Genomic DNA, 15,629 nt, shown 5'->3' with positions numbered 1-15,629 from the left:
CCGTGACGTCGTCGGTGAGTGTCGCCGCGGGTTCGGGTGTGGGGGAGGGGACGTCGTCGCCCGACGCCGCCGATCCGCGACGGTTGACCTTGACGACGGCCTGACGGCTGGCGACGGCGACGGCGATGATCAGGACGAGACCCTCGAACATCGGCTGCATCCAGTCGATCTCCTGCGGGTAGCGCAGGCCGATGCCCTTGATGCCGAAGGCGAGCACGTAGACCGCGATGATCGTTCCCCAGACGTTGGGGCGACCCTTCAGCTGGCTCGCACCGAAGAACACGGCGCCGACGGCGGTGAACAGCAGGGGCGGGCCGACCGACGACGTGTAGGTCGCGAACTTCCACGAGTAGATCAGGCCGGCGAATCCCGCGATCCCGGCCGATGCGATCAGCGATCCCCAGGCCATCCGGTCGGTCTTGACGCCCGAGAGACGGGCGGCCTCAGGGTTGCCGCCGGTTGCGAACATCTTGCGCCCGACCGGCGTGTGCTCGAGGACGTACCAGATGATGGTGGCGACGATCAGCCCGAAGAAGAAGTAGTAGGGCAGTTCGATCTGGGTGTCCGACCACGGCCACTTGAACGAGAACAGGTTCCGCTTGCCGAAGCTGACGTACCCGTCGTCGAGGGCGTTCGTGATGTTGCCGCCGTCGTGGATGCGACGGATCAACGCCGCAACGACCTGGCTCATGCCGAGCGTGGCGATGAAGCTGTTCACCCGGAGCTTGACGACGATGAACCCGTTGAGCGCGCCGATCACCAGACAGGCGCCCATGCCGACCAGGGCCCCGACCCAGTTGGGGAGGTCGGTCTCGAGCGCGATCTTGTTGACGATCACCAGGCTCAACGCCATCGTCGCGCCGATCGACAGGTCGAAAGTCTGCGTCGTGAGGGGCACGAGGAACGCCAGCGCCAGCATGACGACGATGACCTTCTCGGTGAGGACGAACTCGATGCTGCCGTTCCAGAGCAGGAAGTTGCTCTCGGTGATCCCGAAGAAGATGAAGAACGCCGCCAGGAGGTAGAGCCCGCTGAATCGGTCGAGACCGATGCGGTGGACCCACGATGTGGTCGGACGCGCCGAATCGTCGGTGCCGCCTTCCTGCTCGTTGGTGGCGTTGGTGGTCGTCGTCATGGTGTCATGGCTTTCATGGACTGGAGTTGGGCTCGCTCGACGTTCTCGGCGGTCATGTCCGCACCGGACAGTTCGGCGACGATCGTGCCGCCGACCATGATCAGGATGCGATGGGCGACCTGGACGAGTTCGTCGGTGTCGGTCGAGACGACCAGGACGGCGGCACCGTCGCCGGCCGCCTGATCGATGAGCTGGAGAATCTGTTCCTTGGCCTTCACATCGATGCCGCTGGTGGGCTCGTCGAGGACCAGGACCGAAGGCTGGAGACGGAGCGAACGCCCGAACAGGACCTTCTGCTGGTTCCCTCCGCTGAGCGCCGCGATCGGGACCGAGGTGCCGGCGGTCTTGATCTGGAGGCGGTCGATCCACTCGAGGCACTCGGCGCGTTCGTCGTTGTGGCGGAGGCGGCCTCCCCGCCAGTTGCGTTCGACGTCGGCGATCGTCAGGTTGTTGCTGACCGACTCGAGCGGAATGATTCCGAGACTCGCGCGGTCCGCAGGAACGAACGCGAGGCCCGCTGCGATCACGGCGTGCGGGTCGTAGTTCGGAATCGGGGTGCCGCACACGGTGACGTTGCCCGATTCGCTCGGCGTCTGGCCCGTGATGAACGGAGCGACCAGTTCACGCCCGGAGCCGGTGATGCCGGCGACGCCGACGACCTCGCCGGGTTGGACGTTCAGGTCGAGGTTGGTGATCGTGCCGCCACGGATCGATTCCACCAGCAGACCCGGGGTCGATCCCACCTGCGCAACCGATCGGTGATCCATCCGTTCGAGGCGATGCCCGATCATCAGCTCGATCAGACCCTCGTGATCGAGGTCGGCCGTCGCCTCGGTGGTGATCCGCTTGCCGTCACGCAGGACCGACACGTCGTCGGCGATCTCGAAGACCTCGTCGAGGTGGTGCGACACGTACAGGATCGCCACACCGCGCGCCTTGAGGAGTCGGATCGCGGCGAACAGGCGCTCGACGTCGGCTCCCGGCAGCGACGCGGTCGGTTCGTCGAGGACGAGCAGGTGGGCCTTGTCCTCCCAGTCGTCGAGGGCGCGGGTCAGCGCGACCGCCGTCTTCTCCGACGGGGCGAGCATTCCGACGGGCACATCCACGTTCACGCTGTCGAAGCCGAGAGCGGCGAGGCCCTCCACCGCCCGACGGCGATCAGCCGCCCAGTCGATGCGGCCGAAGCGACCCGTGGTGTAGCCGACCCCCATCGAGATGTTCTCGACGGCGTTGAGTGTCTCGACGAGCCCGAGATCCTGGTGCACGAATCGAATGCCAGCAGCCTGCGCCGCGCCACCGTCGCCGAGTTCGAGGTGGTGTCCGGCAAGCGTGGCGGTCGAACCGTCGTCGGGTTGGTGGTAGCCGGCCAGGATCTTGATGAACGTCGACTTGCCCGAGCCGTTCTGCCCGACCAGCGCGTGCGTGCGCCCAGCGTCGATGTCGATGTCGAACGTGTCCAGGGCAACCTGCCCGGGAAAGGATTTGGTCAGGTCGCGTACGACCAACAGATTCGACAAGATTTCCCCCACTGGTGTCCGATCTCGGTGATCGGGCCCTCCCTCGATGCGAGGAATATGCTAACCAGTCAATTAGCTTGTGACCAACACCACAGCAACAACCAGGGGGAAACAATGAGAATCAGAACACGTGCACTTGCCGCGCCGCTGGCGTTGGCGCTCGCTGTCGCCGCATGCGGCGGAAGTGACGACTCCGGGGACTCCGGAGACGACGAGGCTCCCGCAACCGCGGCTGCCGATGACACCGCAGCCGATGATGCTGCAGCCGATGACACGGCCGCCGACGACACCGCAGCGGACGAGGAAGCCACCGACGACACGGCGGCCGACGATGAAGCATCGGGTGACGACGCAGCCGCAGGCGGCGGCGTCGAGGCCGCACAGGCGGTCGTCGATGCGAACCTCGTTCCGCCCACCGAGATCGGACCGACGATTCCGTTGGATTCCGTTCCCGAGGAGAAGACGGTCGCATGGCTGCAGTGCTCGCTCCCGTCGTGCGCTGCCATCGGACTCGGATTCGAGGGGGCCGCCGAGGCGCTCGGATGGAACCTCGAGGTCATCTCGTACGACACCGACGCCGCTCCGGCCTTCCAGCAGGCGATCGATGCGGGTGTCGACTACGTCGGCATCTCCGGCACGCCGCCGGCGCTGATCCAGGACCAGCTCGACACCGCCAATGCGGCCGGCATCAAGACGATGAGCTGCTTCGATGCGACGGAGCCGTCCGAGGACGGCTTCGCGATGCAGTGTGGCGACGCCTCGTCGGTCGAGGTTGCGGGCGACCTGATCGCCAACGCGATCATCGCCGACTCCGGTGGCTCGGCCAACGTGATGATGGTCAACATCCCGGACTTCACGGTGCTCGCCGTCGAGCGTGACGCCTCCGAGGCGGCCTACGCCGAGAACTGCCCGGACTGCACGTTCAACGAGCTCGCACTCACGCTCGATCAGTTGCTCGCCGGTGAAGTGCCCGGGGCGATCGTGTCGTCGCTGCAGGCTGATCCGAGCATCGACTACGTCCACTTCGCCTTCGACGGCCTAGCGGGCGGAGTTGCGGCGACGCTCGCTGACGCAGACCTGCTCGACGGCGTCAGCCTGGTCGGAGTCGACTACAACGGACAGATTCTGCAGGAGATCGTCGACGGCCAGCAGCAGTTCTGGACGACCAACCCCAAGACATACTCGGGTTGGCTGATGATGGATGCGATGGCACGTGACGCCGTGGGTATGGACAACCCCGAAGAGCGGGCGAACGCCATCGTCCCGTCGTTCCTCGTGAACAGCCCCGAGATGGCCCAGCCGCTCATCGCAACCGACGGTTGGCCGGGACCCGACAACATGGATCAGCAGTTCGCTGCACTCTGGGGCGTCTGACGCCTGAGCGGTGAGAACGCGTACTGCGTTCTCGCCGGATCCGAATCATGCAACGGCCCCCGGACGATCGTCCGGGGGCCGTTGTGCGTCCGACACCGGATCACCGAGCGCCCGCGCGCTACGGTCCCCCCGGAACGACGGAAGACAGAGGGGATTTCATGGGAGTTTTGGACGGGCGTGTCGCCTGCATCACCGGCGGAACGCGAGGCATCGGACTCGGTGTCGCTCGCGGGTTTCTCGACGAAGGGGCGCAGGTCGTCGTCAATGGACGCGACCCGAGCAAGGCGGAGCGAACGCTCGCCGAACTCGATGCCGGTGATCGCGTGCACTACATCGCCGGAGACGTGAAGCAACGAGAGTCGTGCGAGGCGATCATCGACGGAACCGTCGACCACTTCGGCCGCATCGACATCCTCGTCGCCAACGCCGGTGGGGCCTCGGGCCACGCACCGATCGCTGAGCTCACCGACGAAGCCATGCAGGACTCGCTGGTGTGGAACTTCTGGCACACGTTCTGGACGATGCGCCGCGCGTTCCACCACATGATCCCCCAGGAGTGGGGTCGGGTGATGAGCGTGAGTTCGCTCGAGGGCAAGGTCGGCAAACCCGGCATCTCGATCTACGTGACCGCAAAGCACGCGATCAACGGCCTCACCAAGTCGGCGGCCCACGAGGTCGGCACGCTCGGGATCACCGTGAACGCGCTCTGCCCGGGTGCGATCGAGACCGACATCATGATGGCCGAGGGGCCCGCCGCAGCGGAGTCGATGGGGTTGGACTACGACGGTCTGTTGAACATGTTCTCCTCCGAATCGGCGATCAAGCGGCTCAACGAGGTCGAGGACGTGGCCGCGGTGGCGACGCTGCTGGCCTCCGATGCCGGGGCCGGGATCACCGGTTCGCTCATCTCGATCGACGGCGGTACGGCTCCCTACTGAGCCGGGAACAGGACGAAAGGAACTCTCATGGGAAAGCTCGACGGAAAGGTCGCCTGCATCACAGGCGGCACGCGGAGCATCGGACGGGGAATGGCCGACGCCTTCCTCGCCGAGGGCGCCAAGGTGGTCGTGAACGGTCGCGACGAGGCGAAGGGCCAGCAGTGTCTCGACGAGATGGGCGCCGGCGACAACGCCGCGTTCTATGCCGGTGACGCCTCGAAGCAGGACGCGGTCGAAGGACTGATCGATTTCACGATCGAGAAGTACGGCCAGCTCGACATCTGCTGTCTCAACTCGGGAGGCGTGCAGATGACCGCTCCGGTCTTCCAGATGACCGACGAGGAATGGCAACTCGAGGTCGACTGGAACCTCAACCACGTCTTCTGGGGCATGCGCCGCGCGCTGCAACACATGATCCCCCGCGAATCGGGACGCGTCATCGTCACCTCGTCGGTCGAGGGCAAGCTCGGCAAACCCGGCATTCCCGGTTACGCGGCGACGAAGCACGCCGTCAACGGACTGGTCAAGGCGGCGGCCCACGAGGTCGGAACGATGGGGATCACGGTCAACGCGATCCTGCCCGGCATCATCGAGACCGACATCGTGCGCGCGACGGGACCCGACTCCGCCGTGGCGATGGGTCTCGACGGCTACGACGAACTGATCGCGGCGTTCAGTTCGGAGTCCGCGATCAAGCGCCCGAACAAGGTCGAAGAAGTCGCCGCGGTTGCGGTGCTGATGGCGTCCGACGCCGGGAAGAACATGACCGCATGCATGTTCCCCGTCGACGGCGGCACGATGCCCTACTGACCGTTACATGTCGGGTCTGACCCGTTACGTAACGCTCGTGCGTCACGCTTGGTCGTCGAACCAGGCGGTGGTCGCGTCGAGGACGTGGCGCGCCCGTTCGGTCGGGTCGGTGAACGCCCGGCGGAGATGGGCGGACCGGATCTCCATCGAGAACGCAGTGTGCGACGGAAACGCGTCGACCAGGGCGTGCACCGGCAAGCCGCCGTCACCGACGTTCATTCGCCCGTCGAGTGCGTCGGCGTACGCATCGTCGGGGGCTTCGGCGGGTCCGTCGCAGAGTTGCGCGTAGGCCAGACGCTCGGGAGCGACGGCCGCGATCTCGGCGACCTCGTCCGGGCTCCCTCCCGTTCGTGCGAGGTGGAGCGCGTCGATCAGAACTCCGCCGTTCGGTCGATCGACGGCGTCGAGCACGGCGAGCGACTGGGGCAGGCTCGACACCGACATGAACGCCAGGAACTCGATCGAGCACCCGATTCCGTGCGGTGCGGCGAGGTCACAGAGTTCGCCGAAACGGGTGGTGAAGCGCTCGTCGTCGACCCCTCGTGAGACGACCAGGAGGTTGCGCGCCCCGACGGCGGCGGCCGCCTCGACCATCCGGACACCGTGATCACCATCGGCGGTGACGAACACCGGCTCCATGTCGAGCGCGATCACGCCCGTGTCGTCGAGTCGGCGACGAACATCGGTGGCGACCGCATCGGTCCACGTCTCGGGGTCGAACCAGATCCCGCACGCCTCCCACCCGGCGGTGGCGCACGCCGTGACGAAGTCGGTCGGGCCGGTCTCGGGGCACACCCCGGCTGCCAGCGACAACAAGTGATCTTCCATCGCCTCACCGTACTTTTCGGTCGCGTCCGAGTTCCTGCCCGGCTGGAGGACACGAGCTCGCGCCGAACGGACGGGTCGGACTGGGGAACTCGCGGGTGGGACGGCTGCGACACGACGCGACGAACGTGCGCATGTGAAGCTGGGGTCATGGCTGCTGATGTCTCACTGAGTGACCGGATCTCGGACATGAAATGTCCGGTCGACCACACGATGCTCGATCCGGCGGTGCAGGACTCGCCCTGGGACTTCTACGAGGAACTCCACGAGTCGTGCCCGGTGTTCCCGATGCCTGAGATCGGCGCGGTGATGGTCACCAAGTACGACGACGTGCGTTTCGTGCTCACCCACCCGGAGTTGTTCTCGAGCAGCGGCAAGAGCGGGAAGGGCAGCTACGCCAAGGAACAGATGTCGCGCCGCTACCAGGAGATCCTGCGCGAACGCGGATGGGGCCACGTGGAGACCCTGCAGCGCACCGACCCGCCCGATCACACCGCCTACCGACGGCTGGTGGCCAAAGCGTTCCTGCCGAAACGGATTCGCGAGATGACGCCGCACATCGACGACGTGTGCAACGAACTGATCGATGGCCTGATCGAGGCGGGCGAGTGCGAATTCCACCTCGATTTCGCGATGCCGCTTCCCGGCACGATCATCGCCGAGGAGCTGGGACTCGACAAGACCGATATCCATCGCTTCAATCGATGGGCGAGCGCGATGCTCGCGATGGCGATGCGCCCGTTGACCGAGGAGCAGATGCTCGAGGCGGTCGAGACCGAACTCGAAGCGCAGCATCACCTCGCGGCCGAGTTCGAACGACGGCGCACCGACCCGCAGCACGATCTCATCTCGACGCTCGTGCACGCGCACGAGGGCGAGGACGGTGCCGAACCGCTCACGGTCGCCGAGCTCCAGAACCTGATGCACCAGCTCGTGACCGGCGGGTTCGAAACGACCACGAGTGCGCTCAATCACGGGATGTGGTTACTCACCCGGCGCCCCGACGTCCAGGAACGCGTCCGCGCCGATCTCTCGCTCGTACCGACCTTCGTCGAAGAGGTGCTCCGCTACGAGAGTCCCGTCGCCGGCCTCGTCCGACGGGCGACCCAGGATGTCGAGCTCAACGGAGCGGTCATCCCGCAGGGCGCCATGGTGATGGCCCGCTATCAAGCGGCCAACCGCGACGTCGAGGCATTCGAGAACGCGGACGACTTCGACCTCGATCGAACACGGGACCACCAGCACCTGGCGTTCGGCGTCGGCCCGCACTTCTGCGTCGGGGCCGCTCTCGCCCGTCAGGAGCTGGTGTCGGCGTTCACCGTCTGGCTCCGACGGACCTCGAACATCGAACTCGCGCGATCGTTCGACGGACCAGTCCACGAGCCGAGCTTCATGCTCTTCCCGATGATCGAGCTCCCGATCCGATTCGCACCGGCCTGACGTGTGTCAACTGGGGTCAGACCCCAGTTGATACATCACCAGTGGCGGAGGTCGACGTCCCAGCGATCGATGACGTCGTCGCCGTCGATCAACCACATCTGCTCGTGCTTGGCGATCGTCGGATCGACGTGCGCGGGCTGGATCCGGACGCGGTCGCCGACCGACCACTGGTCGATGTCGGGTGGGAGCAGGGTGATGTGCTCGTCGGACAGGAAGAACACATCGCCTCCGTCCCATGTCGGATTGCCGTGGTCCATCGCCATCGACTTCAGGCCGGTGTCGGCGATCATCCACCCCTTCGCGCTCTTCGAGACGACCGTCCCGAGGACGTTCAGTGCGATCTCGAACGGCAGATCGAGTTTGGCGTAGTCGGTGTCGAGCAGCGTGTAGCTGCCCGCTTGGATCTCGGTGCACCAGGTGTTGGTGTCGAACGTGCCGGTCCCACCACCCGAGACGATGTCGCCGCCGACGTCGGCGGCGGCGGCGAGCAGGTCACGCATCGACGACTCGACCCGTCCGATGCGTTCGGACCGGTCCTCGATCATCATCAGGTGACCCTCGTAGCCCATGACCCCGCGCACGTCGAGGCCGCCGGCGCGGGCGCGGTCGGCGAGGCGGCCGGCGTCGGTCGGATCACACCCGCAGCGCGGCAGACCGACTTCGATGTCGATCAGCACCGACCGGATCCCGGCTGTGATCGCTGCGTCGACGGTCGCGTCCGAGTCGACCGCGACGGTGATGTTCGCTTCGCGATCGACGCGTTGAGCGAGTGCGCCGAGGCGCCCGACGTCGAGTGATTCGTTGGCGAGCAGGACGTCCTGGCCGAGTCCCGCGGCGACGAGTCCTTCGACCTCACGCGGGGTCGCGCAGCAGAACCCGGTGTGCCCGTCGGCGCTGAGCCGCGCGGCCATTGCGGTCGACTTGAACGCCTTCACGTGGGGGCGCAGTTCGGAACCCGGTCGCACGGCATCCATTGCGGCGAGGTTCGCGTCGAACACCGACCGCTCGACCAGCAGTGCCGGCGTGGGGATCTCGTCGATGGTGGTCGGTTCCGTCACCCGTTTCGTCGTCATCCCCCGAGTGAACCACGTCCCGACCCACCCAGGTGTTTCCCCCGGATGGGGTGTGTGCAGTGGTGAAAGTCCCGCAGAAGCACCCGTTCGCATGGAAACACCCGAATTGGCTGGTCCGCATCGTCCGCGGCGGGGGTCGCGTCGTACCGTTCGACCATGAGCGAACCAATCGACAACTACGAAGACGTGACCGTGTACGGACTCGATGACGCGGACGAAGCCGAGATGCTCGACGCCCAGAACGAGTGCACGTTCATCTGGTCGAACAAGGAGGGCTGGCCGGTCGGGGTGATCATGTCGTACATCTATCGCGACGGCTCGTTCTGGCTGACCGCGTCGAGCCAACGCGCGCGGATCAGCGCCGTCAAGCGCGACCCGCGGGTGTGCGTGGTGGTCACCTCGACGGGTTCGAGCATGCAGCGCAACAAGACCGTGACGTACAAGGGAACGTGCACTTTGCACGACGACGACGCGACCAAGGAATGGTTCTACCCGGCGCTCGCCGGCGCGATCCGCCCCGACGATTCCGACGCAGCTGCGCTGTTCGCCAAGTTCCTCGATTCCCCGCGTCGCGTGATCCTCCAGGTCGAGCCGACGCAGCGCATCGGCTACGACGGAGCCAAGATGGGCAAGGCGACGGCGGAGTGGATCGCGGCTCAGGCCGACAAGGAAGCCAACGCGTGACCGAACGCGCACCCCACGCGACCCTCGGGCTCAGCGCCGACGAGGTGCTGACCACGACTCGTAGCGTTCGCAAGCGCCTCGACCTCACACGGGACGTTCCCCACGACGTCATCCTCGACTGCATCGACATCGCTCACCAGTCGCCGACGGGATCGAACTCGCAGAGGTGGCGGTGGATGATCATCGACGACGCGGAGAAGCGCCGAGCGATCGCGGACATCTACCGGACCAATTTCGAGGCGGCCTACGCGGGAGCGCCCGAGCCCGAGCCTGGTTCGCAAGCCGACCGGGTGAACCAGTCGGCTCGACACCTGGCGAAGCATCTGCACGAGGTTCCGATCCACGTGATCCCACTGCTCGCGGATCGGATGGACGAAGGGACGCCGTCGGGTCGTCAGGCGTCGCGATGGGGTGGCATCCTGCCGGCCGTGTGGAGCTTCATGCTGGCGTTGCGCGAGCGTGGCCTCGGATCGGCGTGGACATCGCTGCATCTGTCGAACGAGCGTGACGTGGCCGAACTGCTTGGCATCCCGTACGACGACTACAGCCAGGCGGGGTTGTTCCCCGTCGCCTACACGATCGGAACCGACTTCAAGCTGGCGAAGCGCCCGCCGGCCGAAGACTTCGTCCGCTGGAACACCTGGTCCTGAGATGCACATTGGTGCCTGGCACCAATGTGCATCCAGTGTCATTCGTCGAGGTTTCGGGCTGCGCTGCGCGCGGCTCGTCGTGCGACGGCGGTGGCCAGTCGCTCGAACGTCGGATCGTCGATCCGTTCGGTGCGAGCGCGATGTGCCTCACGGCGAACGAAGTTCTCGGTGCAGTCGAACCGGCGGGCGAGGGCGACCACGTCGGCCGCACGCAGGTCGAGGCACAGCATCATGATCATCCGGCGGTGTCGGTGACACGTCGCCCTGTCGAATGATTCGCCATCGAGTTCATCGAGCGCTGTTTCCAGAGCTGACACGGACAGCGGCGACCGAGGAGGGAGCGCCGATTGCACGCCGTGCAGCGGCTTGGTTTCGTCGTCGCACCAGTCGGTGACCGTGGCGAGATAGGTACTGGCGTCGATCATCGACGCCAACGGCTCGGTGCGCATCCACTCCGCTGGCGAACGCCGGCCGAGGTACACCGGGAGGCTCGACCAACGGTACGCAGCAACCGCTCGTCGGCCCGTGATGTCGATCGGATTCGCGTGGATATATCGCGCCGTCCGCGCGAACGCGGTCTCTCCGGACACCGGGTAGCTCAGGAACCTGGGCCGGAACAACGGCCCGGTTCTGTTCGTCCGGCTGTTGAAATGTCGGGCGTACCCGGATTGGAGCTCGGCCATGGCATGGGAGAGTTCGTTCGGCCTCTCACTCGATGAAACGTCGGCGAGGAGGTGGAAGTGATTCGACATCAAGGCGTACGCGGCAACCGCGACATTTCGCTTCGCGCAGACAGCATCCAGGATCGATTCGAACACGAGCCAGTCGGATTCGATCGCGAACAGGTCTTGACCGTCGACACCGTGATTGATCAAGTGGAAATGGTGTGCGGACGTGACATCGCGCGTCGGTCTGCCCATGCCCCCACACGGGGTCGTGGGGCGCGGGAAACGGAATGCACATTCGTGCCTGGCACGAATGTGCGAGTTGATGATGGAGACGCGCGGGTCAGTCGGAGGGGGCGGGCATGTCGCCGACGCGGTGGTTGGTGACCATCGGGCCACCGACCCAGCCGCACAGCTGCGGGTCGCATTCGCGGAGGTCGCCCGAGATCCAGTGGCCGTCGGCGCCGAAGATGCCCGTGATGCCGTCGAGCGTGACCTTGATGTTCCCGTTGCCGTCCTGCTCGTGGAGCGCCCCGGTGAAGGGGTGCACGATGCCGTTCACGACGTCCTCGCCTTCGCTCCGGTGCCGACACTGACCGGCACGTCGTCGTTGACCCATTCGCCGAGCAGGGTGTGCAGCCAGCGGATCTTCGACTCCTGGTAGTTGGAGAACGTCGCGCCCGGCTTGCGGGTGGCCTCGAGACCCTTCTGGACCTTGGCCATGTTGAACACGTCCTGCTCGAAGACCTTCGCCAACATCCCGAGCTCGGGGGCGGTGGTCCACGCCTCGTCGGCAGCGAGTTTCGTCTCCTTCGCCGGCGGTGGACGCTCGCCCGAGAACGGCGAGAGCAGGAAGCACTCCATGATCGCCGAGCGGTGGTCGTCACCGTTGGGCCGGAACCGGTAGACGATCCTGTTGAACGCACCCCAGGGGTGGAAGTTCGGGAACGCCGTGTAGTCGAGCGAATCCATCATCTCCGAGTCGCTCATCTGGTCGACCATGTCGCCCGCCAACGGACGCCAGCGCTCGCGCGCCATCTGCGACAGGACCGCGCGAGCGGTCTGGCCCTCCTCGATCGGGACGGGGGTCGGGTGGTCGACGCGCACGTCGAGCATCGCCCGTGCCATCTCGGTCTCGGTCAGATCGACATCGCCCAGCAGCGGGCTCGGCGTACCGCCCGGGGTGATCACACGGGCACAGTTCTCGAACACGTCGACCTGGCTGTTGATGTCACCGAGGTAGGTGAGGATCTGGGGATGCGTTGCGTTCACGTGGTACGCCTCGCAGAACGCCTCCTGGGCGATCTTCCAGTTGGCGTTGATGACCCGCGACACGTGGCCTTCGACGAAGCGATTCTCGAGGTTCCAGACCTCGAAATGCTCCATGAGGTCGCCGAGGTGCTCGGCGAGCGGCGCGGCGTCGGGGTCGGGGTTGATGAAGACGAACCCGGCCCACGTGTCGACGCTGCACTCGGGCAGCGTGAAGTCGTCCGGGCGCTGGTCGACGTGCGGAAAGTCCCACGCTGCGGGCACGTCCTGCAGGTTGCCGTCGAGTTCCCACGCGAATCCGTGGAACGGGCAGCGGAGCTCCGAGCAGTGCCCGTCGTATTCCTTGAGTTGACGACCGCGGTGCAGACAGGCGTTCGGGAACGCCTTGATGGTCCCGTCCTCCTGACGCACGACGAGGAACGACAGCTCGGCGATCTCGTAGATGATGTAGTCGCCGGGCTCGGGGATGTGTTCGTCGCGGCAGGCGAACTGCCAGACCTTCGACCACATCTGGTCGACCTCGCGTCGATGCCATTCGCGCGACGTGTACCGCTCGATCGGAACGTCGTCGCTCCCGAAGTACTTCGCCGACTCCAGCCGCAACACGTCGGGGACGGGATGGGTATCGGCGTCGAGCAGGTCCTGATAGCTGAGCCCTGGAGAACGAGCTCCGGTGTCGAGTTCGGATTCGTCGGTCGCGGTCATTCGCCCATTATTGATCAGACGATCACTTCGGGGCAGAGTCGGAGGTCCCGAGAATCGCGTCGAGTTCGTCGAGTGCCACCCGCGGATCGCCGACCAGGATCGTCGTCCAGCCGAGCGCGGCGGCGGGGGAGAGGTTCTGATCGAAGTCATCGAGGTACACGATCGAGGCGTGGCCGACCTCGAGCATCTCGGCGGCGGCGACGTAGATCTCGGCCTCGGGTTTGCGCGAGCCGACCGCGAACGACTCGACGACGGCGTCGAACCTGTCGAAGTCGAGGTCGCGTTCCATCGTCGGGCGGAACTCGGCGAAGGTGTTCGTGAGCAGCGCGGTGCGATATCCGTCGGCGCGCAACGTGTCGACGCGGTCGAGCATCGCGCCGACGACGGAATACGCGCCAGGGGCGAGGAGACGTTCCATCTCGTCGCCGCGCAGCCTGATGCCTGCAGCCTCACCCCACGGGGTGAGCTCGGCTTGGATGTCGGCCACCGCCAGTTCGCCGCGCTCGGCGCGGTGCCACGGATGATCCGGCCAACTCACCCGTGGGCCGAGGAGCACCTCGTGCATCACCGCCGGGTCGACGGCGTGGCTCGCGGCGACATCGCCGATCTGGTTCGAGATCGACGTGATCAGGACTCCACCGAAGTCGAAGACGACGGCGCGGAGACCGGGGTCGGACGGCACCGCTCAGTCGAACGAAGCGGAGGGCACGTGATCGGCGTTGTACACCGGAGCGGACGCGTCGATGCGATGTTTGCGGCTCACCGCTCCGGTCAGTCCACCGGCGCCCAGCATCTCGCGCATCGTGAGGTAGTTCGGGTGGACGAGGTGGGCGGCCAGCGCCTCCTGGGACTCCCACAGCTCGTACACCTGGATCAGATCGTCCTGGCAGGGATCGGCCGCGAAGCAGTACACGATACATCCGGGCTCGTCGTCACGCGTCGCCTTCTGCACCGGGGCCGTGCTGTCGATCAGTGCCTGGCGCGTGGACGGGTCGGCGATGGTGATGGCGGCTTCGACGGCGATGAGGCTCATGGGTTGCTCCCTGGTGGCTGTTGAGGTGTCGGACTCGTCGTGCGGGTGCTGACGTGCGCCAGTATGACAAGGCGTTCGCACCCACCAGCGAGCCGGAAGGGCAACCACATGCACGCAGCACTGATCACCGGAACCGAAACCGTCGAACTCGTGGACTTCCCGGACCCGACACCGGCACCGACCGGGGTCGTGGTCGACATCGCGTTCTGTGGAATCTGCGGAACCGACATCCACGCCTACCAGTCGGGGCGTCCGTACAACCCCGCGATCTGCGGGCACGAATGGTCGGGCACGTTGTCGGCCGTCGGCGGCGAGGTGACGAACCTCTCCGAAGGCGACCGCGTGGTCGTGGCGGTCGCCCCGTCGTGCGGGCAGTGCACCGCATGCCGTCGTGGCCAGGCCGACCGCTGCCAGGTCTCGTTCATGTCGGCGGTCGGTCGCGATGAACTCGCACCACCACACGGTGGCTTCGCACCTCGCGTCGCCGTCGCAGCCGGTCGCGTGGTCCGCACCGACAGCGGTCTCACCGACCTGCAGGCCGCTCAGGTCGAGCCGATCACGGTCGCGTTCCATGCGGTTCGCACCAGCGCGCTCCGCCTCGGCGACATCGCCGTGATCCAGGGTGGTGGACCGATCGGCCTCGCCACGATGCAGTGGGTGCGCGCTGCGGGGGCGGGTCGCGTGATCGTCATCGAGCCGAGCCCGCAGCGACGTGAACTCGCGCTCGTGCTCGGCGCCCATCACGCGGTCACACCAGGGGAGGAGGCCGACGCGTTGATCGCCGAACTGACTCACGGACTCGGTGCCGACATCGTCTACGAGTGCGTCGGTCGTCCGTTCGCCGTCCAGTCGGCGGTCGACCTCGCGCGCCGAGGTGGGTCGATGTGTCTCATCGGGCTCGCCGAGGGGGACGCTCCGATCTCGCCGGGCACCTGGCTGGTGAAGGAGATCGCGGTCACGTCGTCGCTCGCGTATCTGCACGAGGAGTTCGAGATGGCGATGGGGATGATCGCCGACGGACGGGTGCGCGTCGAACCGTTGCACACCTCGACGGTGGGGCTGTCCGGTTTCGAGGCGGCGCTCGCGGATCTCGCGAGTGGAACCAGCGAACAGGTGAAGGTGCTCGTCGATCCCAACGCGTGACGTGCTCGGACCAGGTGTCCGCGAGGCCGGCACGCGATGCGCTGACGTGTGTCCTGCGACTCGTTTGTGGCAGAGGTCGTGACTAAGTTCACGCTGCCGGACAACTCATTCGTCCGGCCGGCGGCCGGGGATTGGTCGTCGAGTCATTTCAAAAAACGGGGGAATCGTTTCAATGAACACACGATCCAGTAGGCGAACGCGGCGGCTCTTGGCCGGGGTATTCAGCTTCACCTTGATTGCCGCTGCCTGTGGCAGCGACGACGATGGTGGCGACACCGACGCGACGGATGCGCCGAGCGAGTCGACGGCGGAGTCCGATGTCGTCGAGGAGGAGAGTCCGTCGTCGGAGGCGATGGAGGAGGAAGGTC

At 66.1% G+C, this 15,629-nt stretch carries 16 protein-coding genes; 7 read left to right on the top strand and 9 right to left on the bottom strand.

Features of this window, described 5'->3' with window-relative positions:
* Positions 1–1,135: ABC transporter permease (locus WBV89_RS06865; RefSeq protein WP_423980588.1), on the bottom strand; the 1,135-nt coding region annotated here is incomplete at its 3' end.
* Positions 1,132–2,652 (bottom strand): sugar ABC transporter ATP-binding protein, encoded by a 1,521-nt coding sequence (locus tag WBV89_RS06860; protein WP_423980587.1) that lies wholly within the window; start codon positions 2,650–2,652, stop codon positions 1,132–1,134. The genes WBV89_RS06865 and WBV89_RS06860, both read right to left, overlap by 4 nt.
* Before the next feature lie 114 nt (positions 2,653–2,766).
* Between WBV89_RS06860 and WBV89_RS06855 the strand changes: the two genes are divergently transcribed.
* The 3 genes from WBV89_RS06855 to WBV89_RS06845 all read left to right on the top strand — a co-directional run bounded on the left by WBV89_RS06855 (position 2,767) and on the right by WBV89_RS06845 (position 5,774).
* Positions 2,767–4,026 carry a sugar ABC transporter substrate-binding protein gene (locus WBV89_RS06855; protein WP_423980586.1) on the top strand — a complete coding sequence of 420 codons (1,260 nt, stop codon included), beginning with the start codon at positions 2,767–2,769 and terminating at the stop codon, positions 4,024–4,026.
* Positions 4,027–4,184: 158 nt separating this feature from the next.
* A complete protein-coding gene (locus WBV89_RS06850) occupies positions 4,185–4,964 on the top strand; it encodes an SDR family NAD(P)-dependent oxidoreductase (protein ID WP_423980585.1) in 780 nt (259 codons plus the stop codon).
* Positions 4,965–4,991: 27 nt separating this feature from the next.
* Positions 4,992–5,774 (top strand): SDR family NAD(P)-dependent oxidoreductase, encoded by a 783-nt coding sequence (locus WBV89_RS06845; RefSeq protein ID WP_423980584.1) that lies wholly within the window; start codon positions 4,992–4,994, stop codon positions 5,772–5,774.
* 42 nt (positions 5,775–5,816) lie between these two features.
* On the opposite strand, the gene WBV89_RS06840 is transcribed toward WBV89_RS06845, so the two are convergent.
* Entirely contained in the window at positions 5,817–6,602 is a 786-nt protein-coding gene (locus WBV89_RS06840; protein WP_423980583.1) for a sugar phosphate isomerase/epimerase family protein, read from the bottom strand.
* Between the two features lie 147 nt (positions 6,603–6,749).
* Between WBV89_RS06840 and WBV89_RS06835 the strand changes: the two genes are divergently transcribed.
* Positions 6,750–8,039, top strand: a complete 1,290-nt coding sequence (locus WBV89_RS06835; RefSeq protein ID WP_423980582.1) for a cytochrome P450 — start codon at positions 6,750–6,752, stop codon at positions 8,037–8,039.
* A gap of 35 nt (positions 8,040–8,074) precedes the next feature.
* On the opposite strand, the gene WBV89_RS06830 is transcribed toward WBV89_RS06835, so the two are convergent.
* Positions 8,075–9,112, bottom strand: coding sequence for an alanine racemase (locus WBV89_RS06830; RefSeq protein WP_423980581.1), 1,038 nt, complete (start codon positions 9,110–9,112; stop codon positions 8,075–8,077).
* Between the two features lie 156 nt (positions 9,113–9,268).
* On the opposite strand from WBV89_RS06830, the gene WBV89_RS06825 reads away from it, so the two are divergent.
* Complete coding sequence (locus tag WBV89_RS06825; RefSeq protein WP_423980579.1) at positions 9,269–9,796, top strand: pyridoxamine 5'-phosphate oxidase family protein; 528 nt, start codon at positions 9,269–9,271, stop codon at positions 9,794–9,796.
* Positions 9,793–10,446 carry a nitroreductase family protein gene (locus WBV89_RS06820; protein WP_423980578.1) on the top strand — a complete coding sequence of 218 codons (654 nt, stop codon included), beginning with the start codon at positions 9,793–9,795 and terminating at the stop codon, positions 10,444–10,446. Before WBV89_RS06825 ends, WBV89_RS06820 begins: the two co-directional genes overlap by 4 nt.
* A 38-nt stretch (positions 10,447–10,484) precedes the next feature.
* Here WBV89_RS06820 and WBV89_RS06815 read toward each other — a convergent pair whose 3' ends face one another.
* The 5 genes from WBV89_RS06815 to WBV89_RS06795 form a co-directional block, all read right to left on the bottom strand.
* Positions 10,485–11,321, bottom strand: coding sequence for a transposase (locus WBV89_RS06815; RefSeq protein ID WP_423980577.1), 837 nt, complete (start codon positions 11,319–11,321; stop codon positions 10,485–10,487).
* A 133-nt stretch (positions 11,322–11,454) separates the two neighbouring features.
* A complete protein-coding gene (locus WBV89_RS06810; protein WP_423980576.1) occupies positions 11,455–11,673 on the bottom strand; it encodes a hypothetical protein in 219 nt (72 codons plus the stop codon).
* Positions 11,670–13,085: an aromatic ring-hydroxylating oxygenase subunit alpha gene (locus WBV89_RS06805; RefSeq protein ID WP_423980575.1), complete on the bottom strand. Its 1,416-nt coding sequence runs from the start codon at positions 13,083–13,085 to the stop codon at positions 11,670–11,672. The genes WBV89_RS06810 and WBV89_RS06805 overlap by 4 nt, the downstream gene beginning before the upstream one ends.
* Before the next feature lie 22 nt (positions 13,086–13,107).
* Positions 13,108–13,767, bottom strand: a complete 660-nt coding sequence (locus tag WBV89_RS06800) for an HAD family hydrolase (RefSeq protein WP_423980574.1) — start codon at positions 13,765–13,767, stop codon at positions 13,108–13,110.
* Positions 13,768–13,770: 3 nt separating this feature from the next.
* Entirely contained in the window at positions 13,771–14,118 is a 348-nt protein-coding gene (locus WBV89_RS06795) for a putative quinol monooxygenase (RefSeq protein ID WP_423980573.1), read from the bottom strand.
* Between the two features lie 108 nt (positions 14,119–14,226).
* Between WBV89_RS06795 and WBV89_RS06790 the strand changes: the two genes are divergently transcribed.
* Entirely contained in the window at positions 14,227–15,261 is a 1,035-nt protein-coding gene (locus tag WBV89_RS06790; RefSeq protein WP_423980572.1) for a zinc-dependent alcohol dehydrogenase, read from the top strand.
* The last annotated feature ends 368 nt before the right edge of the window (positions 15,262–15,629 follow it).

The organism is Ilumatobacter sp., from assembly GCF_049588435.1.
Classification (GTDB): Bacteria; Actinomycetota; Acidimicrobiia; order Acidimicrobiales; family Ilumatobacteraceae; genus Ilumatobacter_A.
The sequence above is the reverse complement of the archived record's forward strand: the minus strand, read 5'-3'. Positions and strand labels throughout refer to the sequence as shown.

What these genes read in the sequence shown, in the direction of transcription:
- WBV89_RS06855 (WP_423980586.1), top strand. Translation starts at nt 2,767, where the DNA reads ATGAGAATCAGAACACGTGCACTTGCCGCGCCGCTGGCGTTGGCGCTC.
- WBV89_RS06850 (WP_423980585.1), top strand. Translation starts at nt 4,185, where the DNA reads ATGGGAGTTTTGGACGGGCGTGTCGCCTGCATCACCGGCGGAACGCGA.
- WBV89_RS06845 (WP_423980584.1), top strand. Translation starts at nt 4,992, where the DNA reads ATGGGAAAGCTCGACGGAAAGGTCGCCTGCATCACAGGCGGCACGCGG.
- WBV89_RS06840 (WP_423980583.1), bottom strand. Translation starts at nt 6,602, where the DNA reads ATGGAAGATCACTTGTTGTCGCTGGCAGCCGGGGTGTGCCCCGAGACC.
- WBV89_RS06835 (WP_423980582.1), top strand. Translation starts at nt 6,750, where the DNA reads ATGGCTGCTGATGTCTCACTGAGTGACCGGATCTCGGACATGAAATGT.
- WBV89_RS06830 (WP_423980581.1), bottom strand. Translation starts at nt 9,112, where the DNA reads ATGACGACGAAACGGGTGACGGAACCGACCACCATCGACGAGATCCCC.
- WBV89_RS06825 (WP_423980579.1), top strand. Translation starts at nt 9,269, where the DNA reads ATGAGCGAACCAATCGACAACTACGAAGACGTGACCGTGTACGGACTC.
- WBV89_RS06805 (WP_423980575.1), bottom strand. Translation starts at nt 13,085, where the DNA reads ATGACCGCGACCGACGAATCCGAACTCGACACCGGAGCTCGTTCTCCA.
- WBV89_RS06795 (WP_423980573.1), bottom strand. Translation starts at nt 14,118, where the DNA reads ATGAGCCTCATCGCCGTCGAAGCCGCCATCACCATCGCCGACCCGTCC.
- WBV89_RS06790 (WP_423980572.1), top strand. Translation starts at nt 14,227, where the DNA reads ATGCACGCAGCACTGATCACCGGAACCGAAACCGTCGAACTCGTGGAC.